General features: G+C 48.7%; 31 protein-coding genes and 1 tRNA gene. 28 read left to right on the forward strand and 4 right to left on the reverse strand.

Translation table 11 applies throughout. The annotated features are described in order from the left end of the window. Positions 1 to 5 precede the first annotated feature (5 nt). The 7 genes from IC803_RS01240 (at position 6) to IC803_RS01270 (ending at position 6,472) form a co-directional block, all read left to right on the forward strand. A complete protein-coding gene (locus IC803_RS01240) occupies positions 6 to 1,478 on the forward strand; it encodes a tetratricopeptide repeat protein (RefSeq protein ID WP_081207216.1) in 1,473 nt (490 codons plus the stop codon). A 75-nt stretch (positions 1,479 to 1,553) separates the two neighbouring features. Next, on the forward strand, positions 1,554 to 2,510 hold the full coding sequence (trxB, locus tag IC803_RS01245) for a thioredoxin-disulfide reductase (protein ID WP_081207215.1): 957 nt from the start codon (positions 1,554 to 1,556) through the stop codon (positions 2,508 to 2,510). Positions 2,511 to 2,764: 254 nt separating this feature from the next. Further along, the gene (locus IC803_RS01250; protein ID WP_081207214.1) at positions 2,765 to 3,241 is read left to right on the forward strand and encodes an NUDIX hydrolase; all 477 of its coding nucleotides are present in this window, start codon (positions 2,765 to 2,767) and stop codon (positions 3,239 to 3,241) included. An 18-nt stretch (positions 3,242 to 3,259) separates the two neighbouring features. Continuing rightward, complete coding sequence (rapZ, locus tag IC803_RS01255; protein ID WP_063164788.1) at positions 3,260 to 4,156, forward strand: RNase adapter RapZ; 897 nt, start codon at positions 3,260 to 3,262, stop codon at positions 4,154 to 4,156. Beyond that, positions 4,153 to 5,106, forward strand: coding sequence for a gluconeogenesis factor YvcK family protein (yvcK, locus tag IC803_RS01260; protein ID WP_081207213.1), 954 nt, complete (start codon positions 4,153 to 4,155; stop codon positions 5,104 to 5,106). Before rapZ ends, yvcK begins: the two co-directional genes overlap by 4 nt. 129 nt (positions 5,107 to 5,235) lie before the next feature. Next, complete coding sequence (whiA, locus tag IC803_RS01265) at positions 5,236 to 6,198, forward strand: DNA-binding protein WhiA (protein WP_081207291.1); 963 nt, start codon at positions 5,236 to 5,238, stop codon at positions 6,196 to 6,198. Positions 6,199 to 6,214: 16 nt separating this feature from the next. Beyond that, on the forward strand, positions 6,215 to 6,472 hold the full coding sequence (locus tag IC803_RS01270) for an HPr family phosphocarrier protein (protein WP_081207212.1): 258 nt from the start codon (positions 6,215 to 6,217) through the stop codon (positions 6,470 to 6,472). 96 nt (positions 6,473 to 6,568) lie between these two features. On the opposite strand, the gene clpP is transcribed toward IC803_RS01270, so the two are convergent. Further along, positions 6,569 to 7,159 carry an ATP-dependent Clp endopeptidase proteolytic subunit ClpP gene (gene clpP / locus IC803_RS01275; RefSeq protein WP_008880295.1) on the reverse strand — a complete coding sequence of 197 codons (591 nt, stop codon included), beginning with the start codon at positions 7,157 to 7,159 and terminating at the stop codon, positions 6,569 to 6,571. Between the two features lie 348 nt (positions 7,160 to 7,507). On the opposite strand from clpP, the gene IC803_RS01280 reads away from it, so the two are divergent. Then, positions 7,508 to 7,579 (forward strand) — tRNA-Arg (locus IC803_RS01280). A 135-nt stretch (positions 7,580 to 7,714) separates the two neighbouring features. On the opposite strand, the gene IC803_RS01285 is transcribed toward IC803_RS01280, so the two are convergent. Genes IC803_RS01285 through IC803_RS01295 form a run of 3 tightly spaced genes read right to left on the reverse strand, consistent with a single transcriptional unit; the run spans position 7,715 to position 9,816 of the window. Then, positions 7,715 to 8,851, reverse strand: coding sequence for a tyrosine-type recombinase/integrase (locus tag IC803_RS01285; RefSeq protein ID WP_081207211.1), 1,137 nt, complete (start codon positions 8,849 to 8,851; stop codon positions 7,715 to 7,717). Positions 8,852 to 8,886: 35 nt separating this feature from the next. Further along, positions 8,887 to 9,327 (reverse strand): ImmA/IrrE family metallo-endopeptidase, encoded by a 441-nt coding sequence (locus tag IC803_RS01290; RefSeq protein WP_081207210.1) that lies wholly within the window; start codon positions 9,325 to 9,327, stop codon positions 8,887 to 8,889. Positions 9,328 to 9,348: 21 nt separating this feature from the next. Beyond that, positions 9,349 to 9,816, reverse strand: coding sequence for a helix-turn-helix domain-containing protein (locus IC803_RS01295; RefSeq protein WP_081132828.1), 468 nt, complete (start codon positions 9,814 to 9,816; stop codon positions 9,349 to 9,351). A gap of 151 nt (positions 9,817 to 9,967) precedes the next feature. Here IC803_RS01295 and IC803_RS01300 point away from each other — a divergent pair, with 151 nt between their 5' ends. From IC803_RS01300 to IC803_RS01390, 20 genes are all read left to right on the forward strand, one after another. Next, complete coding sequence (locus tag IC803_RS01300; protein WP_223812010.1) at positions 9,968 to 10,198, forward strand: helix-turn-helix transcriptional regulator; 231 nt, start codon at positions 9,968 to 9,970, stop codon at positions 10,196 to 10,198. 14 nt (positions 10,199 to 10,212) lie between these two features. Next, the gene (locus IC803_RS01305; protein WP_081207209.1) at positions 10,213 to 10,479 is read left to right on the forward strand and encodes a DUF771 domain-containing protein; all 267 of its coding nucleotides are present in this window, start codon (positions 10,213 to 10,215) and stop codon (positions 10,477 to 10,479) included. Continuing rightward, positions 10,451 to 10,726: a hypothetical protein gene (locus IC803_RS01310; RefSeq protein ID WP_081130951.1), complete on the forward strand. Its 276-nt coding sequence runs from the start codon at positions 10,451 to 10,453 to the stop codon at positions 10,724 to 10,726. The genes IC803_RS01305 and IC803_RS01310 overlap by 29 nt, the downstream gene beginning before the upstream one ends. A gap of 14 nt (positions 10,727 to 10,740) precedes the next feature. Next, entirely contained in the window at positions 10,741 to 10,872 is a 132-nt protein-coding gene (locus IC803_RS18295) for a hypothetical protein (protein ID WP_255396831.1), read from the forward strand. A gap of 203 nt (positions 10,873 to 11,075) precedes the next feature. Further along, positions 11,076 to 11,408, forward strand: a complete 333-nt coding sequence (locus IC803_RS01315) for a Crp/Fnr family transcriptional regulator (RefSeq protein ID WP_081207208.1) — start codon at positions 11,076 to 11,078, stop codon at positions 11,406 to 11,408. Further along, complete coding sequence (locus tag IC803_RS01320) at positions 11,409 to 11,606, forward strand: hypothetical protein (RefSeq protein ID WP_013144068.1); 198 nt, start codon at positions 11,409 to 11,411, stop codon at positions 11,604 to 11,606. It begins immediately after the preceding gene. A gap of 19 nt (positions 11,607 to 11,625) precedes the next feature. Next, positions 11,626 to 12,102, forward strand: coding sequence for a siphovirus Gp157 family protein (locus tag IC803_RS01325; protein ID WP_081132827.1), 477 nt, complete (start codon positions 11,626 to 11,628; stop codon positions 12,100 to 12,102). Further along, complete coding sequence (locus IC803_RS01330) at positions 12,099 to 12,800, forward strand: ERF family protein (RefSeq protein WP_081207207.1); 702 nt, start codon at positions 12,099 to 12,101, stop codon at positions 12,798 to 12,800. The genes IC803_RS01325 and IC803_RS01330 overlap by 4 nt, the downstream gene beginning before the upstream one ends. Further along, the gene (locus IC803_RS01335; RefSeq protein WP_013144071.1) at positions 12,797 to 12,952 is read left to right on the forward strand and encodes a hypothetical protein; all 156 of its coding nucleotides are present in this window, start codon (positions 12,797 to 12,799) and stop codon (positions 12,950 to 12,952) included. Before IC803_RS01330 ends, IC803_RS01335 begins: the two co-directional genes overlap by 4 nt. Before the next feature lie 19 nt (positions 12,953 to 12,971). Then, a complete protein-coding gene (locus tag IC803_RS01340) occupies positions 12,972 to 13,196 on the forward strand; it encodes a hypothetical protein (RefSeq protein ID WP_081207206.1) in 225 nt (74 codons plus the stop codon). A 14-nt stretch (positions 13,197 to 13,210) separates the two neighbouring features. Continuing rightward, entirely contained in the window at positions 13,211 to 14,137 is a 927-nt protein-coding gene (locus IC803_RS01345) for a DnaD domain protein (protein WP_081207205.1), read from the forward strand. An 18-nt stretch (positions 14,138 to 14,155) separates the two neighbouring features. Beyond that, positions 14,156 to 14,419, forward strand: a complete 264-nt coding sequence (locus tag IC803_RS01350) for a replicative helicase loader/inhibitor (RefSeq protein WP_081130918.1) — start codon at positions 14,156 to 14,158, stop codon at positions 14,417 to 14,419. After that, on the forward strand, positions 14,416 to 15,663 hold the full coding sequence (locus IC803_RS01355; RefSeq protein WP_081130919.1) for a replicative DNA helicase: 1,248 nt from the start codon (positions 14,416 to 14,418) through the stop codon (positions 15,661 to 15,663). The genes IC803_RS01350 and IC803_RS01355 overlap by 4 nt, the downstream gene beginning before the upstream one ends. A 4-nt stretch (positions 15,664 to 15,667) precedes the next feature. After that, entirely contained in the window at positions 15,668 to 16,093 is a 426-nt protein-coding gene (locus IC803_RS01360; RefSeq protein ID WP_081130920.1) for a hypothetical protein, read from the forward strand. Beyond that, complete coding sequence (locus tag IC803_RS01365; protein WP_081207204.1) at positions 16,090 to 16,548, forward strand: HNH endonuclease; 459 nt, start codon at positions 16,090 to 16,092, stop codon at positions 16,546 to 16,548. The genes IC803_RS01360 and IC803_RS01365 overlap by 4 nt, the downstream gene beginning before the upstream one ends. Positions 16,549 to 16,637: 89 nt before the next feature. After that, positions 16,638 to 17,135, forward strand: coding sequence for a single-stranded DNA-binding protein (gene ssb / locus IC803_RS01370; protein ID WP_081132824.1), 498 nt, complete (start codon positions 16,638 to 16,640; stop codon positions 17,133 to 17,135). A gap of 18 nt (positions 17,136 to 17,153) precedes the next feature. Further along, positions 17,154 to 17,507, forward strand: coding sequence for a hypothetical protein (locus IC803_RS01375; RefSeq protein ID WP_223812011.1), 354 nt, complete (start codon positions 17,154 to 17,156; stop codon positions 17,505 to 17,507). Continuing rightward, the gene (locus tag IC803_RS01380; RefSeq protein ID WP_081130972.1) at positions 17,495 to 17,908 is read left to right on the forward strand and encodes a hypothetical protein; all 414 of its coding nucleotides are present in this window, start codon (positions 17,495 to 17,497) and stop codon (positions 17,906 to 17,908) included. The genes IC803_RS01375 and IC803_RS01380 overlap by 13 nt, the downstream gene beginning before the upstream one ends. Positions 17,909 to 17,933: 25 nt before the next feature. Next, positions 17,934 to 18,116: a hypothetical protein gene (locus IC803_RS01385; protein ID WP_081130973.1), complete on the forward strand. Its 183-nt coding sequence runs from the start codon at positions 17,934 to 17,936 to the stop codon at positions 18,114 to 18,116. A 15-nt stretch (positions 18,117 to 18,131) separates the two neighbouring features. Further along, positions 18,132 to 18,674 carry a dUTP diphosphatase gene (locus tag IC803_RS01390; protein ID WP_081132823.1) on the forward strand — a complete coding sequence of 181 codons (543 nt, stop codon included), beginning with the start codon at positions 18,132 to 18,134 and terminating at the stop codon, positions 18,672 to 18,674. The last annotated feature ends 8 nt before the right edge of the window (positions 18,675 to 18,682 follow it).

Below are 18,682 nucleotides of genomic sequence, written 5' to 3' on the forward strand. Positions count from 1 at the left end.
ACAGAATGGGAAAACAACTGAAGCGATCATCACGAAAAGCAACGATTGTACCGTTCATCCAAAGCGGGGACTATTTTTTCAAAAAAGGGATGAAAGCGTACGAGCGCGGCGATTTCTATAAAGCAAGGAAATATTTTGAACGCGCTGTCCGGCTCGATGAGCGCGACGCCTCATTCGCTCTGCAGCTCGCCCTTGTATTGTCCGAGCTTGGTGAATATCAATTTTCCAATCAATGGTTGTTCAAAATTATCCACGATTTAGACGAAACGATGCATGATTGTTTTTATTTTTTGGCGAACAATTTCGCCTGTCTTGGCTTGTTCCGTGAAGCGGCGCAATATGCGGAACAGTATTTGACATATGAACCGGACGGGGAGTTCGCTGATGACGCCGCCGATTTGTTGGAGCTGCTCAAACTCGACCGCCACGATGTAAGCGAAGAGCAAGAGCAGTTGATCATCATGCAAGAACGGGCCCGGCATTTGCTTGAGCAAGAGCAGTTTGCGGAGGCGATCGAGGCGCTAGAGGCGATCGTTTCCCGATACCCGGAATTTTGGTCGGCGCACAACAATTTGGCGCTTGCTTATTTTTACAGCGGCGACGTTGAAAAGGCGAAGCAAAAGCTGCTTGACGTGCTGAAGCGTGACCCCGGCAATTTGCATGCGCTTTGCAACGCGCTCGTTTTCGCCTATCATTTGCATGATCGGGAACAGGTGGCCGCTCTTTGCGAGATGTTGGCTTCCCTCTACCCGTTTTTCCGCGAACACCAATATAAGCTTGGGGCCACCTTTGCTCTTGTCGGGCGGTTTGATTCGGCGTTTCGCTGGTTGTATCGCCTGTATAAGAACGGTTTTGAGGGTGACGGCCCATTTTACTACTGGCTCGCTTACGCCGCGTATCATACTGGGCATGAATCGCTAGCCCGGCAAGTATGGGAGACGCTTACTGCCCTTCATCCGGAAAAGCGCGGCGAGGAGCCGTGGGCCGCTCCGACGCTGTTCGATGAAACGCTCCTCCGCGTTGTTCAGCTGTTTGAGAAGGAGGAGCTCGCTGACCGGCTGTCCGGATTGTATTTGTTCAGCCGCTCGCCGCAAGCGGAAGAGACAGCGTTGTCGCTCGCTGTCTGCCGTCTCTTGCCGGCCGATCCGCGTCTGCGCCCGTTTATCGATTCCTTTTTGTTCGGGTTGGATGACGGGCGATCCGCTTGGGCGGCGAATATTGGCCGCATGATCGATGTGCTTTTGGCAAATAATGAGGAAAAGGAGGCGCTCTGCCGCTTCGCCTTCGCCGTGGCCGTTCATCCGTCGGCCCAAGGCGAACCGTTTGCGAACGGCGCTGCATGGGCGGCGGCGATCGAATATGTTTGGCGCCAGCAACAAGGGGAACGTGTGACACAAAAAGGAATGGCGGCGAAATACGGCGTTTCCGCGGCGACCGTGCAAAAGTACGCGCAAAAAGTGCGCCGGCTATGGTCGTGAGCAAATCAATAGACGCCGTGCACGGACTTTTATACGATGGAGATGGAGTGATTTTCGAGCGAAGGAGTGGACGTTGTGGCAGACGAAAAAATCTATGACGTCATTATTGCCGGAGCCGGGCCAGCAGGGCTGACGGCGGCTGTATATACGTCACGCGCCAATTTGTCGACGCTCATGATCGAGCGCGGCGTCCCGGGCGGGCAAATGGTCAATACGGAGGAAGTCGAGAACTACCCGGGATTTGAAACGATTTTAGGGCCGGAATTGGCGACAAAAATGTTTGAACATGCGAAAAAGTTTGGGGCAGAATACGCCTACGGCGATGTCAAAGAAATCATCGACGGCGAGGCGTACAAAACGGTCGTTGTCGGCGATAAAGAGTATAAAGCGCGCGCGGTCATTATCGCCACCGGCGCCGAATACAAAAAGCTCGGCGTGCCAGGGGAAGCGGAGCTTGGCGGCCGCGGCGTCTCGTATTGTGCGGTTTGCGACGGGGCGTTTTTCAAAGGAAAAGACTTGGTCGTCGTCGGCGGCGGCGACTCGGCGGTCGAAGAAGGCGTCTACTTGACGCGCTTTGCCAATAAGGTGACGATCGTTCACCGCCGCGATCAACTGCGGGCGCAAAAAATTTTGCAAGACCGGGCGTTTGCCAATGAAAAAGTCGATTTTATTTGGAATCATACAGTGAAACAAATCAATGAAAAGGACGGCAAAGTCGGCAGCGTGACGCTCGTCCATACGCAGACTGGGGAAGAGCGCGAATTCCCGTGCGACGGCGTCTTTATTTACATCGGGATGGTGCCGCTCTCCAAGCCGTTTGCTCATCTTGGCATCACGAACGAAAACGGTTATATTGTCACGAACGAGAAAATGGAAACGAAAGTGCCGGGCATTTTCGCTGCCGGTGACGTGCGGGAAAAAACGCTCCGGCAAATCGTCACGGCGACCGGCGACGGCAGCATCGCCGCGCAAAGCGCCCAACATTACGTCGAGGAACTGAAAGAAAAATGGAATACGCAAGGGGTTAGCTGAGCCGGTAATCAAACCGCAACGAAACCGTAATGGTTATTTAATCCAGCTGTAACACGAATGCAACACAGTTGTCGTATGCTATAAGTAAGTAATTGACCCCCTTTTATATAGATCTTTATGGATTGGCGTGGGCGTTTGTCCGCGCCTCTTTTTTGTCCCCTGGCGCTTTCGCTTCCAACGGTTTGTCGGCGGGAGTGGCTTAACTATTTATGGATTTATGGTAAAATGGAAATGATGATGGATGTGTTTGTGCCATGTTTGGGGTGAAGGAATTGCAACGGGTAACGAATTGCGTATTATATAAAGACGGCCGGGTGTTGCTTTTGCAAAAGCCGAAGCGGGGCTGGTGGGTCGCCCCGGGCGGCAAAATGGAGCCCGGCGAGACGGTGCGTGAGGCGTGCATTCGCGAATATCGGGAAGAGACGGGCATTTATTTAAAACACCCGCAGCTGAAAGGGGTGTTTACCGTCGTGATCAAAGACGGGGAACGAACGGTGTCCGAATGGATGATGTTTACCTTTTTCGCGGAGGACTTCATCGGTGAAAATGTCGCGTCTTCCGAAGAAGGCACGCTCGCTTGGCACGATGTCGAGACGCTTTCGGCGCTGCCGATGGCCCCAGGTGACTACCATATTTTAGACTACGCTTTAAAAGGTCAAGGGATTATGTACGGCGCATTTGTGTATACGGAGGAATTTGAGCTGCTTTCGTATCGCCTTGATCCGAGCTAACGGAGAGGAGAGAAGGAGATGGGGCAAAACGGGACGGTGCAACCGATCCAGCTCGTGATTATTACCGGCATGTCCGGAGCGGGGAAAACGGTGGCGATTCAAAGTTTTGAAGATCTCGGCTTTTTTTGCGTTGACAATTTGCCGCCGACGCTATTGCCGAAGTTTTTGGAGCTTGTGAAAGAGTCCGGAAATAAAATGAATAAAGTCGCGCTCGTCATGGACTTGCGCAGCCGCGACTTTTTTGACCATTTGTTCGCTGCGTTGGACGAATTGTCCGAACAGGCATGGATCGTGCCGCAAATTTTGTTTTTGGACGCACAAGACTCGACGCTTGTCGCCCGCTACAAAGAAACGCGGCGGACGCACCCGCTCGCGCCGAACGAGCCGCCGCTTGAAGGGATCCGCCTCGAGCGGAAGCTGCTTGAAGAAATCAAAGGGCGGGCGCAAATCATTTACGATACGACCGGACTCAAGCCGCGCGAGCTACGCGAAAAAATTGTTCGCCAGTTTTCGTCGCATGCGCAGTCTGGGTTTACGGTCAATGTCATGTCGTTCGGATTTAAGTACGGCATCCCGATTGACGCTGATTTAGTGTTTGATGTCCGGTTTTTGCCGAACCCGCATTATATTGAGCACATGCGTCCGAAAACCGGGCTCGATGACGAAGTGTCATCGTATGTGCTAAAATGGGGAGAAACACAAAAATTTTTAGAAAAATTGCTTGACTTGTTGGCGTTTATGCTGCCATATTACCAGCGCGAGGGGAAAAGCCAGCTGGTGATCGCCATCGGCTGCACAGGCGGGCAACACCGCTCGGTGGCGCTGGCGGAATATATCGCCCGTCATTTTTCTGCCGATTATAAAACGGTTGTCTCGCACCGGGACATGGAGAGGAGAAAGGAAGCACATCGATGAGGGACGAACAAGCAGCAAAAATGGTTGTCATCGGCGGCGGCACCGGGCTTCCTGTCTTATTGCGGGGGCTGAAGCAATACGAGCTCGACTTGACCGCCATTGTCACCGTCGCCGATGACGGGGGAAGTTCCGGGCGGCTGCGCGATGAGCTGCGCATCCCGCCGCCTGGGGATGTCCGCAACGTGTTGGCGGCGCTGTCTGATGTCGAACCGCTCATTGTCGAGCTGTTTCAACACCGTTTTCAAAACGGCAACGGCTTATCCGGCCATTCGCTCGGCAATTTAATTTTAGCGGCGCTCACCTCGATCACCGGCGATTTTATGAAGGCGATCCGTGAAATGAGCAAAGTGCTGAACGTGCACGGCCAAGTGCTGCCGGCGGCGAACAAAAGTGTCGTTTTGCACGCTGAAATGGAAGATGGTTCGATTGTGTCCGGCGAATCCAAAATTCCGAATGTGGGAAAAAAAATTAAGAGAGTGTTTTTAACCCCGGAAGATATTGAACCGCTGCCGGAGACGATCGCCGCCATCCGCTGTGCCGATTTGATCGTCATCGGGCCAGGAAGCCTGTATACGAGCATTTTGCCGAATTTGCTTGTGCCGAAAATCGGGCAGGAAGTATGCAAAGCGAAGGCGAAAAAAGTATATATATGCAACATTATGACCCAAGCCGGCGAGACGCCGCACTATACGGTGAGCGATCATGTGAAGGCGCTTCATGCTCATCTTGGCCGCCCGTTTTTAGATGCGGTGATCGTCAACAGCGGGTCGATTCCGGAAGCGATTCGCCGCCGTTACGAGGAGGAGCGGGCCGAGCCGGTGCGTGACGACAGCAGCGGACTTCACATCCAAGTCATTCGCGAGGATATTGTTACGTATGAAGATGGGGTTATTCGTCATAATACAGCGAAAGTCGCCGCTCTTCTTCTTGGGCTGCTTCCCCGCCGCTAGGCACGTGCCGGGCGGTTGGGGGGGACATGAGGATAAAGCGCCGGAGTAAGGCGGCGGCAGATGGCCGCGCCGAGGTTTCGACACCTCCAACCGGCCGATATGCGGGGAATGAATGGAGGTGGAGCGATCGTGTCTTTTGCGTCAGAAACGAAAAAAGAACTGACCAATCTCGAAGTGAAGCGCTGTTGCTTGCGGGCAGAGCTGTCGGCGCTGTTGCGCATGAACGGTTCACTGTCGTTTTCCAGCGGGCGGATGACGGTCGATGTTCAAACGGAAAACGCGGCCATTGCCCGGCGCATTTATACGCTGCTGAAAAAAGGGTATGATGTCGCCGTTGAGCTGTTTGTGCGCAAAAAAATGCGTTTAAAGAAAAATAACGTGTATATTGTGCGGATTACCGATGGTGCGACCCCATTGCTTCGTGAGCTGTATATTTGGAACGGCGATTTTTCGTTCGTCCACGATATTTCTCCGGAGCTCATCAAGAAAAAGTGCTGCAAGCGTTCGTATTTGCGCGGCGCATTTTTGGCGGGCGGCTCGGTCAACAACCCGGAAACGTCCTCGTACCATTTAGAGATTTTTTCGCTGTACGAGGAACATAATCGGTCGTTATGTGAATTAATGAACAGCCACTTTTGTTTAAATGCAAAAACGTTGGAACGGAAAAAGGGGTTTATTACGTATTTAAAAGAGGCGGAAAAAATCGCGGAGTTTTTAAACATTATCGGCGCCCACCAAGCGTTGCTTCGCTTTGAAGACATTCGCATCGTCCGCGACATGCGCAACTCCGTCAATCGGCTCGTCAATTGCGAGACGGCCAATCTAAACAAAACGATCGGCGCCGCGCTCCGCCAAGTGGAAAACATCCGCTACATCGATGAAACGATCGGCCTTGATTCACTGCCGGCGAAACTGAGGGAAATTGCCCAACTCCGCATTGAGCATCAAGATGTCACCTTAAAGGAACTCGGCGAGATGGTCACGGGCGGCAAAATTAGCAAATCCGGCATCAACCACCGCCTGCGCAAAATTGACGAAATCGCCGAACGGCTGCGAGCCGGAAAGCCGGTCGATTTCCATAAATCGCTATAAAAGGGGGAGATGGAGAATGGTCGAAAAACAAGTCGAAGTGAAGCTGAAAACCGGTCTGCAAGCGCGCCCGGCGGCGCTGTTCGTCCAAGAGGCGAACCGTTTTTCGGCGGACATCTTTTTAGAGAAAGACGGCAAGCGGGTAAACGCGAAAAGCATCATGGGCTTGATGAGCCTTGCGGTCGGCCATGGCGCGATCATCACGTTGATCGCCGACGGTCCGGACGAACAAGAAGCGCTCGAAAAGCTCGCCGCCTATGTCCAGAAAGAAAAATGAGCGATGCGTCTGCGCGGACGATGCGCAAAGATTCACCGGAGGAAGGCAAACAGCAAAAGAGGCTGCTCCGTTCGTGACGGAAGCAGCCTCTTGCTTTTACTTATCCTCCAAGCGTGTCAGCACGCGGTCGATAATGCCGTATTCTTGCGCTTTTTGCGCCGTCATAAAGTTGTCGCGGTCCGTATCGCGCTCAATGACTTCGATCGGCTGGCCGGTATTTTCCGCCAAAATGCGGTTTAATTTGTCGCGCAAGAACAAAATGCGCTTCGCTGCGATTTCGATTTCCGTCGCTTGCCCTTGGGCGCCGCCGAGCGGTTGGTGAATCATCACTTCGCTGTTCGGAAGAGCAAACCGTTTTCCTTTCGCGCCAGCTGCCAACAAAAATGCGCCCATCGATGCGGCCATGCCGATGCAAATCGTCGATACGTCGGGCTTAATGAACTGCATCGTGTCGTAAATCGCCAAGCCGGCTGTGATCGAGCCGCCCGGGCTGTTAATGTAAAGGGAAATGTCTTTTTCCGGGTCTTCAGCCGCTAAAAACAACAACTGCGACACGATCGAGTTGGCCACTTGGTCGTCGATCGGGCTGCCAAGGAAAATAATGCGGTCTTTCAACAGACGTGAATAAATGTCATACGCCCGCTCCCCGCGGTTGGTCTGTTCGATGACAGTCGGGATTAAATACATGCAAAACGCCTCCTTTTCCATCTGAATGAATCCATATGTACGCCTTAATCATACATGAATGGTCAATGAAGGTCAAACAAAACACCTTCCCCCACTCATCTATATACATATTCGCGAACAGCGGTGGACATCCCTCTTTTCATCATAACCGCTTTTTCAATTTTTAAACCACTGCTTCCCTCGAGGGCTTTGTTGGCAATCACGGTAAAAAGACAGGAACGCCAACAGCAGGGAATAGCAATCCAATTTTTCCTCTTTTTTATTGCATTTTTCCTCTTGCATTTTTGCGTAATCCTGCTATAATAGAACATGCGACGGAACAAAGCAGCAAAAACAACAACAGACTATGCCCTCGTAGTGTAGTGGATAGCACGAGAGATTCCGGTTCTCTTAGCGTGGGTTCGAATCCTGCCGAGGGCGTTCCAACTATCCGACAAGTTCGGATTGAGATTCCCAAATCCCTTGATACGACCGCGTTTGCGGTCGTTTTTCATTTTTTGGGAATCCCGAAAAAACCGATAGAATCCGAAAAAATTTTGCACGAATTTTGCACGGCTATTTGGCATGATACAGCTCCTCCATCGCGAGATCGACCTGCCGGGATTCTTTTTGCTCCATCTCATCTAAAATATGCGAGTACGTTTGTAGAGTGGTTACAATATCTTTGTGCCCAAGTCGTCGGGAAACATACTTAACGTTTACCCCTTTATACAAAAGCATCGATGCGTGTGTGTGCCGGAGACCGTGGCAGGTAATGGTTTTGATGCCGACTTTTTTACATAACGCGCGCAACGTTTTATTAACTGCGTTATTCGTTACGACTTCCATCTTTGTGTTGACGAATACTAAATTTTTCGTGTTCCTTAATCCGGTTTTCATCGCTAATTCATTTTGATGTTTTCGAAGTTCCTTGAGCATATTCAGCGTCTCGTCGTCAATCGTAATCGTTCGTTTAGAGTCAAACGTCTTTGTGTCACTAAAATCGTTTTTGTCTTTGAAATCCCATGTTTTATTAATCGTAACCGTTTTGTTTTTAAAATCGACACAATCCCATGTCAGTCCGGCGATTTCCGAAAACCGGGCGCCAGTGGCGATCGCGAATAAAATGATGTATCGGGAAATGTATCGAGGTTTCATGTCCCTTTTTATCTCCGCCACCAACTTTTTCACTTCGTCGAAATTGAGATACTTTAATTCCTCCGATTTTGTCTCCACTTCCCCTTTGATAATCACTTTGTATGTCGGATCTCTAGTGATGATCCCGTCTTCGATCGCATCCCGGAGGCACGATTTGATGTACGTGTGTCGTTTCTGTACCGTCGCGGTTGAGTGGTTTTTGGCGATTTCATTAATAAACTTTTGGTACATATCCCGCGTTACGTCTTTTAATTTCACTCCGGCAAAGTATTCTTCCACCAATCGGACGGATAACTCGATATTTCGTTCATGCGCCAAGCTGTATTTCCCTTTTTTATATACTTCATACCAATTCCGCATGTATTCGGAAAATAGCTGATCCCCCGCGTTGATGTCGTATCCCTTGTGTAATTGCTTTTCCAGTTCTGCCGCTGCCAACTCGGCTTCTTTCTTTGTTCGAAATCCTCCCTTCGTTTTCGTTTTATATTTCCCGTTCTCCTTATACGACACGCGATAACGCCAACGGCCGTTTTTCATTTTTTGAATGCTGGCCATGTCATCTCCCTCCCTTTGCAGAATATATGTTTGGTTCAGAAGTCAAAATTTTTTAGATGCACCACCTCCCTAGGGATTCCATACGCCGCGGCGGCTTCATAAATGGTTGCATTAGTACCTCGATATGTATAAAGCACATCATCCGACAGAAGCAATTCCACCGCAAATTCATTTGCTTCCCGCTCCACCTTGTCCATGCAGAAAAGAGTGTGTTTTCGCAAAAATGAAGTGCTGAGTTCGGGATGCAGAACCGCATGCCCTAGCTCGTGCGCGCAGACGAAACGTTTCATAGGCTCGTCCAACTCATCATTGATGTGAATGATCTGAATCCGGCGGAACGTATGATGATACCCATAGATTTTGCCAAGCGGCTCAAACAACAGCACTATGCCTTTCTGTGATGCGATCTCGTAGGGGTTGTTCGTGCCGTGTTTTCGGATCATCTTCTCTACAATTTGTTTGATCTTTTCAGCCATAGCGAACCCCCCTAGAGATAGTTATTCTTTTCGATATTTTTTCGGCGTAAATTTTTGTTTTGCGATGCGCTTGGCGAGGCGAAGGGAATTTTCAAGTGATGCGATCAGCAATTCCCGATCCTCTTCATCGAGTTCGTCGATGTCCATCCCTCCAAAAGACGCAAAGCCGCTCCCTGTTTTAAGTCCCCTAATCAGCTTTTCTAATTCTTTTTGTATATCGCGCTCGTCCCTCTCCGTCAAGTTAGGGAGATGTTCTTTAGTATCGTCGGCGATGTAGCCTGCGGCTTGCATAAGGTCTTCATAGGAATGCCCTAGGGCTTCAGACAATTTTTTGATTGTCTCTGGTTTGGGAACCCCTCTTAATCCATTTTCAATACGTGATATTTGGGCAGAACTCACCCCTGAATATAGAGATAATTGATTGATCGTATATCCTTTTTTCTCGCGCAATTGTCTAATATAACTCCCGAACTGTTTCGCTTTCGTCATAATCAACCCACCTTTGCCAAATGGTAATACCTAAATTGATATTACCATTTGGCAAAGAGTAGATAAAGACTTTTTTGAAATAAATATTGCCAAAAGGTAATGATTATGGTATATTATAATTACCAAAAGGGAACGGAACGGAGGTGTTAAGGTGCGGGTCAAGATCAAACATGAAAAATTAAGAGAATACATGAGTGTAAATAATTGGAGTGAGAAAGATTTGGCCGAAAAAATGGGAGTTTCTTATGTAACAGTATACAGAGTGCTTCGAAAGAAAAGAGAGCCCGGAAATGAGTTTATAGCAAAACTATTAAATGTTTTGGAAGGGGCTACTTTTGAAGAGCTCTTTTATTTAGATAGTTCTGTTACCAAAAGGGAATAGGAGGTGCAAATGTAATGGATAAGATTTGGTGGTCGATGCAAGACCTCAAAAAGAGAACAGGATACAGCGAGGATTGGCTAAAGGAGAACATTCTCTTGCATCCTCGCTATCGGGAAATGCTCAACATTGAAAACGGCGGATTCGTGTACTATCCGGAGCGGAAAGGCGAACGTTGGTGTTTCATCGCCTCGAAGATGGAGGAATTTCTTCAAAAGCATTTTCGAGACATATTCACGAAAAAGGGGGATTCACATGCAAATCAAAAAGCTGTCGTTCGATGAGTTACCGAAGTGCGTTGTCGACGAGATCGCTTTCCGGCACAAGAATATTCTGCCGATCGAAGCGACCGTCATGGAATTTGAGACCATCGCAGACCCGATGTACACGATCAGTCTACTGGACACGGATCGAAATGTCATTGTTGAGCTGACGTGGATGGACGGGAAAATCACTCATGAAAATCGCATAGCGCTTCGGACAGTTTTCGAAGCGGTGAAAAAGTATCCGGAACGCTTCAGTATCAAGTGAAGGAGGTGAGAAACATGAACATGGAATGCCCGCGTTGTGGCGCAGAAACTCATTGGGAAGTAGTGGAAATCGTTGAGGGTAAAGGGTACGTTTGGGAAGCAGAATGCGATGAGTGCGGTTGGGAGGATAGCAAATACGAGTTTTGAACCTCGAATGAGTCGATTCAACCTTGAGAGAAAAAAAGGGGAAGGGCAAAGAGGGCTGCTCACCTTCTTTGCCAACTACTCCTTAGTGCCTATCGTCAGGCGCAGGATGTTGTCCTGTTTTCCCGAATTGCCTCATGTTTTTGGCCAAAGTTGTCCTGTTTCCTGCGTCTGAATATGGGCGTTAAGGGAAGGGAGGTGATTCGTTGGATGATAAAAGAAAAGCACGTATCCGCATAGGCGAGCTTCTAAACATATGCCGCAAATGTCCGTATGGAGGCCATCGCAACGGCAGTCGATATGTCAAACAATGCGGTACGTGCGATGTCTACGAAGAAATGCGTGAGCTTGGGGATTGGCTCGCCAATACCAGTAAGCGCCGGAAAAATCGAGGGATCAAGAAATGGACGGAGGAAGAACGACGGATACTGATCGACAATGTTCATTTGCCGGTCAGAGAGCTGGCGAAGATGCTAAACCGAAGAGTTTCATCAGTCAAAAATCAAATCGACTTTCTTAAGAGAAAGGGGCTGTTATGAATGGCTGTGGAAAATCCGATGACGCTTAACGTGAAATGGGAAGAACCGCGCGTGATCGGCGAATGCGCCGGGTGCTATGAGAACATCGTCGAAGGAGAGGAATTCATAGAGTTTCTCGATGGGCAAATGATTCACTATGACAATCATTGCGCGATGGCTTTTTGTCTGGAAAGTGGAGAGCGGAAAATTGCTTGGTGAAGCAAAGGGGGGAGAAGATATGAAGCTATACGAGTTAGCAGAAAACTATCGCGAACTGCTTGAAATGGCAGAAGAAATGGAATCCGATGCGATAGTAGATACGCTCGAAGCCATACGCGATGAAATCGAACTTAAAGCCGAGAACATCGCGAAGTTGATTCGGAATCTAGAATCGGACGCGAAAGCCATTCGGGAAGAAGAAAAACGGCTGAACGAGAAGAGAACCGCCATTGAAAATAAGGTGAAACGGCTGAAAACGTATCTATTCGAGCAGTTGGAACGCGCGGGCATTCAAAGAATTAAGCGACCGACCATCACGGTATACATTCAAGACAATCCGCCGTCTGTGGATGTTGTGGATATGTCGGCGATTCCGGCAGAGTTTTTGAAACAAAAAGTCGAGGTGGACAAAAAGAGCATTTTGGAGCGGATCAAAAGCGGCGAACAAATTCCGGGAGTTGAACTAAAACAAGAAAAAGGAGTGAGAATTCGATGACGAAAACAGCCGAACAACCGAAACCGCTCAATGTTTATCAAAAACTCGTGGAAATCCGAAAAACGGTCGATGTTTTCGTAAAAGATTCGCAGGGGTACGGCTATCGTTATGTATCCGGCGCGCAGGTGCTGAAAAAGATTCGTGAAAAAATGGACGAATTGGGCGTGTTGCTCGTCCCAATCGTCCTCAACCAAACCCACTCTACTTTTAATTATACCGTATGGGACAGAGAAAATAAACGCGAACGGCCAAAAACAGACTTTGTTGTCACTGGCGATATGAAATATGTATGGATCAACGCCGACGATCCGAGTGATCGTATTGAAATTCCTTGGCAGTATATGGGGCAACAGGACGACATTTCAAAAGCATTTGGCAGTGCGTTGACGTATACGGAGAGATACTTCCTTATGAAGTTTTTCAGTGTTCCGACTGACGAGGACGATCCCGATGCGAGAGATACAGCAAAACAAAACGGCAAGATTGACAAAAAGGAAAACGGGAAAAACAAAAAAGCGAGCAAAAACCAATTGGATTACATTGATGCGCTCATTTCGCGCCGAGTGACAGCGGATTGGACGAAAGAAATGCTGTACGAAAAGCTGAAAGAAACGATGGGTGTCGATAAAGAACCGTCTGAATGGACAGTCGAGGAAGCAAGCAAAGCCATCTCGATCATAACGGGGCGGTTCGAATGAAAACATGGATCAAACGGTTCGGGGAAGCATATTGGTGCTTCCTCGAAACCGATGAGGATACGGATACGATTTTAAGAGAAACGAAGCTGGGGTGGCTTCCTTACGCCGTTTCCGGCGCGATTCTCGCTTTGATTCTTATAGGGAACCATTGAAACTCGGAGATGAGACCGATTGGACACAAGAAAGAAGAAAGAGAAGGTTCAAAAGGCATTTAAAGAAGGGCTCGAATATCGAGTAGCCTTGCCGTTTTGCTACACGTGGATGGCTAGAACAGAGAAGGAATATGAAGCATATGCGACTGGATATATCAAAATCGTTCATCCCGAATTTAAAGTGATCGGTGTAGATAGAGAAAAACAAGTAGTGATTTGCGTTAAGGAAGATAAGATGCCGTAAAAGGAGAGAGCAACATGCTGACTGGACATCCCATTGTAGATAAAGTAGCAAAAATAAATCTCGCTGGGACGGTAATTCCTCACAATTGGTTTAGCACCATTACCTTTGAAAATGGAAAGCCAGATACGATTGCAATCGTTCTTCTGTCCGAAATTGTGTATTGGTATCGGCCAATGTTCATAAAGGACGAAGCGACAGGACGAATCAAGGAGGTTCGGAAACGCTTCAAAGCCGATCTTTTACAACGAAGCTACGATAGCTTCGCTGAACAGTTTGGCTTCACCAAAAGACAGGTGAGGGATGCTATAAAGCGGTTAGAAGATAAAGGCCTAATACGACGGGAATTCCGAAATATCCATGTAGATGGAATGACACTGACTAACGTGCTTTTTATAGAACTGAATCCGGAAAAACTATCAGAATTCACATACGGTATAGAGGATATGACGACAGATGAAATAGGCTCTGACGTTTCAACAGATAGGGTATTACGTTCTAACGTAACACCCTATACGATAGAGCGCCAGACAAATACAGAGATTACTACAAAGACTACTACAAATATAGATGATGATGATAAGGACGAACCGATAAACGAAATTTCGAGAGAAGAAAAAACCGAATGCAATCCTGTTACCGAATTCGAGAAAGCATTTGGTTATCTACCGCCTTCTATTTTGCAACAAGAATTTGAACAGGTCATTGAGAACGGACAATTTAAAAAGCCGGAAGCGATCATCGTCGAAGCGATCCGATTGGCGCGGAAACAAATGCCGCGGAATCCGGCACGCTACATTTCTAGCATTCTACGAAACTTCGAATTCATGGGGTTGTTCACTCTTGATGATGTGAAAGAGTACAACGAAATGTTCGAGCAAAAGAGGAAACAGGCGAAGCGCCGCCGGCAATCGCCAACCGAGATCAACTGGGACGAACTCTAGCCAAAGGGGAGAACCGGCATGACAAGAGAGCAAGTGAAGCACGTCATGAAGCTCATTTCATTCGTCTATTCAAACTTCGAGGTATCGAAAGAGAAAGTAGACATTTGGTACGACTTGTTGGCGGACGAACCGTTCGACTTGGTGCTGTCCAACGCAAAGCGACATGCCAAGGAAAAGACCTATCCGCCTACGATCGCCGAACTTTGCCATAGAGAGGAACGGCCGGCTTATTATGAGCTGTATGTTCACAACATGAACGCCGGAGAGGACTGGACACAATGAGTGTCGAGGCAGAAAAAGCAGTGTTAGGGACATTTCTTGAATGTCCCTACCTGCTCAAAGAAACGATTCTGACCGAAACGCATTTCAGTGATCCGAAGCACCGGAAGCTGTTCGCCGCCATGAAGCGGATCGCACAGCAGGGAGACGAACCGGATATTGTGACGCTTTCCACGACAGAAGATGTGGCTGACTTTGGCGGCCTCTCCTATCTCAACGAGGTATCCGCATTTGCAAACGAAACGAAATTCGACCAATACGAGGCGTTGGTTCTTGACGAATGGAAAGAACGTGAGAAGCGGCGGATTCTCGTCGTTGCGGCGCAGGAAAATTGGGATATTGACAAGATCACAACCGCGCTGACCCGTTTGAACGAAGGACGGGTCACCGACCATCATGACATCAGCGACTTGCTCCAAGAGGTTGCCGAAGCGCCATGGACGCCGACCGAACGGAAAATGGGGACGCCATCGGGCATTAACGAACTCGATAAAATGCTGAATGGTTTCAATGATGGCGACTCGATCATTTTGGCAGCGCGCCCGTCCATGGGGAAAACCGATTTCATGATTCATTTCGCGAAAAGTGCCGGGTGGCATGGATACTTGCCTATCGTGTTTTCGCTTGAAATGGCGGCCGATAAAATCCGCGACCGGCTCATCGGCTCGATTGGCGGATTTAACCGGATGAAGTTGCGAAATCCGTATCATGATTTGTCGGAAAGGCAAAAGAGTATGTGGATCGAGGTCATCGGAAAAGCATCCGAGACGCGCATGCAAATCTTTGACGGCGCCGGACAGAGCATCGCGGACATTCGCTCGAAAATCAGAAAGGCCGTAAACCGGTTTCCGGACAGAAAACCTGTCGTGTTTATCGACTATCTCACGTTGATACGGCCGGAACGATATTACGGTGGAAACATGCATTTGCAAGTCACCGAGATTTCCAGAGCGATCAAGGAGACGGCCAAAGAGTTCAGTTGCCCGATCGTCACACTGGCGCAACTGTCGCGTGATGTAGAGAAGCGAAGCGACAAGCGCCCGCTGATGTCGGATATTCGAGAGTCAGGAAGCATTGAGCAGGACGCGGACGTGATTATCTTCCTGTATCGAGACAGCTACTACAACGCCGAAGCCGATCCTCGCGTCGCAGAAGTCATCGTGGCCAAGAACCGAAACGGAGGGGTTGGGACAGTCCGCGTTTCGTACAACCGAAACACAGGGGTGATCGAAGATTTACGTTCATGAACTGATGAAAGAAGCTATTCGGGAAGAAGCCGCTTCTCTTATCTACACGCTTCACTACTTTTTGTCCACGAAGCGCTTGCGGCGCGACAGCACGGTGGATGAACTCGAAGCGGCTATGGAAAGCGCGACTGAAGAAGACAGGCGAGCCATCGCCCGTCTTGTAGAGGAAAACCCTTTGAAGGTGCGCGAAATTCATGTGTTTTCGGTGAAGGTTGGACAGGGGCGATTCGCATTTGTGTTTGCCGCAGACGAAGAAGAAGCGAAATCGTTTATTCGTCACAAATACGGCATAGAACCGAAAAACTGTTTTCAATATCCACTAGATTTCCCGATGTCGATTGGCAATCGCTTCACGACGTTTCGAGAGATGGCAAGGACGAAGAATTTGCCGTCATTGGCGGGATTTTATCAAAAGGAGGTGAGGGAGTGAGTCTCAAGGAATGGCGTGCCGTTCCCAAGAAAGTGCCGGAAAGGCGGAGGAAACGGAAAGCACCTTCGTCGAGAACAAGAGGAAGCATCAGCAAAACCGAGTACAACCGCATGATTGAAGTGTTCGGCTGTCGATGTGTGGTATGCGGCGATCCGCGCATCGAGGCGCACCATGTCCGCTTTCGTTCCCAAGGCGGCAGGGGGAAGTGGAGAAACCTTGCTCCCTTATGCCACCGATGCCATCAGGCCGTACACCAAAACCGAGCGTTGGCGGAAAGGCTGATGGCGATGAGGGAAGACATGTTCGGGAAATGGTATTGGGCGGACGAGTACGACTTGTATGAAAACGGGCTAATCAAAGAGCCGTTAAAGGAGAGCTTCGAAAACTTCATGAAGGGGGAGGAAAATGAAGAAATGGTACGTCATTGTACAGGAAAAGAAATCGGCGGATGGTGAGCGTTTGATAGAGATCAAAACCGTAGAGAGCCAGCCCAAAAAATTTGCATATGTTGTGTTTGTTGAAAAATAGAAAGCGAGGGATTGGCATGATAAACCGCGTCATTTTGACAGGGAGGCTGACGGATGATCCGCAATTCCGATATACGCCGAGTGGGGTAGCTGTTGTTACATTCACACTGGCGGTCACCCGACCGTTTGCCAATCAAAACGGAGTACGGGAAGCCGACTTCATTCGATGTATCGCTTGGCGAAAACAGGCGGAGAACATCGCGAACTACTTGAAAAAAGGAAGCATGGTCGGGGTAGATGGACGACTGGAAACAGGCAGCTATGAACGGAACGGGCGGAGGACGTATTATACGCAGGTTGTGGTGGATACGGCGACGTTCTTGGAGCCGCGCAACGCCTCGAATTCGGGCGAGAAACAGAAAGGGAATAGTGATACATCCGGGCAAGATAAAAACGCCTCTAGGAGGGCGAGAGAGGCGTTTATGAAGCCGCCGGAAGAACAAGGATGGTTCGACGACCCTTTTGCTGATAACGGAGAGCCGATCGAAATTAATGACGACGATTTGCCGTTTTGACGAAAGGGATGGTAGAGGGTGAATGAAACGGATAAAAAGTGGTTCGATGGTGAAACGTCGATAGAACCGGGAGATTGGGTGTATTGTGTCAGCGTAAATAGCGCGTATTGTGGATGGTTGGGTTACGTCGAATGGGTTAGACCGCCCGCGGCGATGGTTCGATTCACACTTGACCACGATGAAAAACCAGTCTGGAGAAGAAAACAAATGTTGCTCCGGCAATTGGCGCCTGTGGATCAATGGGAACTGACAAGGGAGAATATCGACGACATGGTCAACATCGCGTTGGATACAGGCGATCAAGAGTGGTTCGATCAATTGATTAGGATGAGAAATGAGAGGGAAAGGGAGGAACAAAAATGGAGAGAGTGAGACTGTCGACACGACAAGAACATGCATTGAAATGGCTGAAAAGAGAATATTCCGTAGAAGAGATCATGGAGAATTTCGTGAATCTAAACGACTTGAGAATGAGAAGCGAACTTGAAAAACTGGAAACACTGACGCCGGAGCAATTCGCTTTGGCGCTATGCGGATGGTATGAGGTAAACGACGAGGAAAAGAGAAAAGAAAAATGGGCGAAACTGGGACGACAAGTAAATGAGTTTAAGAGGGGCGACATTGTATACAGCAGATACCATGGGTTCGGGGTGTATATCGGGGAAGAAGAGATGATGCCGTTTGGTGAGAACGGATATAAGTGGATGCGGCCGGTCGATTTGTTCGAATTGGAGCTTATCGCCCCAGTAGAAAGTCGGTTTGATATTGAGTAACCAATAGTGACGGGAGGGAACAGAAATGGGTTCGCTCTATCGTTATGTTCAAAAAACAGGGATGGAAAAGGAGATGAAGCGCCGCAACGTGATCCAGAGGTTGCGGAAAATGGGGATCAATGAATTTAAGGGGCAACAAATAGACGAGTTCGACTTTGAGGAACTGAAATGGATTTTGGCGGTCGAGCAAGCGAAGCGGGATGAATGAGAGGGGGAACGGAGAATGAAATTGCAAAAACTTTTCGAGGCACAAAGAGAACTGGATGAACACATCGATAAGATTCATCCGCGCGAGAAAACGAGGTTGGAAGAAAAGATTTTGGCGTTGCAAACGGAACTTGGAGAGATCGCAAACGAATGGCGGCAATTCAAGTTTTGGTCGAATGATCGAGAACCAAGAACCGAGCGGCTTCTTGAGGAATATGTAGACGGTCTTCATTTTGTCCTGTCTATCGGCCTTGAGGAATCGGAACGATATGGCCAATCAGTGCCAATTCGACTTGGTTTGCCGAATGAATTGACGCCAATTTGTTATGAAACGACGATTCAGCAGTTTAATTACCTGTTCTTCGAAATCGGACGTCTATACGATAGCGTAACGCTCCATGAAGTTACGGCGGATACTGAAGTGGAAGAAGCCTACGAAAATATCGTCCGCATGTTCATAGGACTCGGCGAAAAACTAGGGTTTACAGAAAAGGAAATTGTCGAAGCGTACATGAGGAAAAACATGATTAATCACGAGAGACAGAAGAACGGATATTGAGGTGTGGT

This window comes from Geobacillus sp. 46C-IIa (assembly GCF_014679505.1).
GTDB lineage: Bacteria > Bacillota > Bacilli > Bacillales > Anoxybacillaceae > Geobacillus.

Coding starts and splice junctions, on each gene's coding strand:
- IC803_RS01240 (WP_081207216.1), top strand. CDS start 6: ATGGGAAAACAACTGAAGCGATCATCACGAAAAGCAACGATTGTACCG.
- IC803_RS01250 (WP_081207214.1), top strand. CDS start 2,765: ATGTTTGGGGTGAAGGAATTGCAACGGGTAACGAATTGCGTATTATAT.
- rapZ (WP_063164788.1), top strand. CDS start 3,260: ATGGGGCAAAACGGGACGGTGCAACCGATCCAGCTCGTGATTATTACC.
- yvcK (WP_081207213.1), top strand. CDS start 4,153: ATGAGGGACGAACAAGCAGCAAAAATGGTTGTCATCGGCGGCGGCACC.
- IC803_RS01270 (WP_081207212.1), top strand. CDS start 6,215: ATGGTCGAAAAACAAGTCGAAGTGAAGCTGAAAACCGGTCTGCAAGCG.
- clpP (WP_008880295.1), bottom strand. CDS start 7,159: ATGTATTTAATCCCGACTGTCATCGAACAGACCAACCGCGGGGAGCGG.
- IC803_RS01285 (WP_081207211.1), bottom strand. CDS start 8,851: ATGGCCAGCATTCAAAAAATGAAAAACGGCCGTTGGCGTTATCGCGTG.
- IC803_RS01290 (WP_081207210.1), bottom strand. CDS start 9,327: ATGGCTGAAAAGATCAAACAAATTGTAGAGAAGATGATCCGAAAACAC.
- IC803_RS01295 (WP_081132828.1), bottom strand. CDS start 9,816: ATGACGAAAGCGAAACAGTTCGGGAGTTATATTAGACAATTGCGCGAG.
- IC803_RS01305 (WP_081207209.1), top strand. CDS start 10,213: ATGGATAAGATTTGGTGGTCGATGCAAGACCTCAAAAAGAGAACAGGA.
- IC803_RS01310 (WP_081130951.1), top strand. CDS start 10,451: ATGCAAATCAAAAAGCTGTCGTTCGATGAGTTACCGAAGTGCGTTGTC.
- IC803_RS18295 (WP_255396831.1), top strand. CDS start 10,741: ATGAACATGGAATGCCCGCGTTGTGGCGCAGAAACTCATTGGGAAGTA.
- IC803_RS01320 (WP_013144068.1), top strand. CDS start 11,409: ATGGCTGTGGAAAATCCGATGACGCTTAACGTGAAATGGGAAGAACCG.
- IC803_RS01325 (WP_081132827.1), top strand. CDS start 11,626: ATGAAGCTATACGAGTTAGCAGAAAACTATCGCGAACTGCTTGAAATG.
- IC803_RS01330 (WP_081207207.1), top strand. CDS start 12,099: ATGACGAAAACAGCCGAACAACCGAAACCGCTCAATGTTTATCAAAAA.
- IC803_RS01335 (WP_013144071.1), top strand. CDS start 12,797: ATGAAAACATGGATCAAACGGTTCGGGGAAGCATATTGGTGCTTCCTC.
- IC803_RS01345 (WP_081207205.1), top strand. CDS start 13,211: ATGCTGACTGGACATCCCATTGTAGATAAAGTAGCAAAAATAAATCTC.
- IC803_RS01350 (WP_081130918.1), top strand. CDS start 14,156: ATGACAAGAGAGCAAGTGAAGCACGTCATGAAGCTCATTTCATTCGTC.
- IC803_RS01355 (WP_081130919.1), top strand. CDS start 14,416: ATGAGTGTCGAGGCAGAAAAAGCAGTGTTAGGGACATTTCTTGAATGT.
- IC803_RS01360 (WP_081130920.1), top strand. CDS start 15,668: ATGAAAGAAGCTATTCGGGAAGAAGCCGCTTCTCTTATCTACACGCTT.
- ssb (WP_081132824.1), top strand. CDS start 16,638: ATGATAAACCGCGTCATTTTGACAGGGAGGCTGACGGATGATCCGCAA.
- IC803_RS01380 (WP_081130972.1), top strand. CDS start 17,495: ATGGAGAGAGTGAGACTGTCGACACGACAAGAACATGCATTGAAATGG.
- IC803_RS01385 (WP_081130973.1), top strand. CDS start 17,934: ATGGGTTCGCTCTATCGTTATGTTCAAAAAACAGGGATGGAAAAGGAG.
- IC803_RS01390 (WP_081132823.1), top strand. CDS start 18,132: ATGAAATTGCAAAAACTTTTCGAGGCACAAAGAGAACTGGATGAACAC.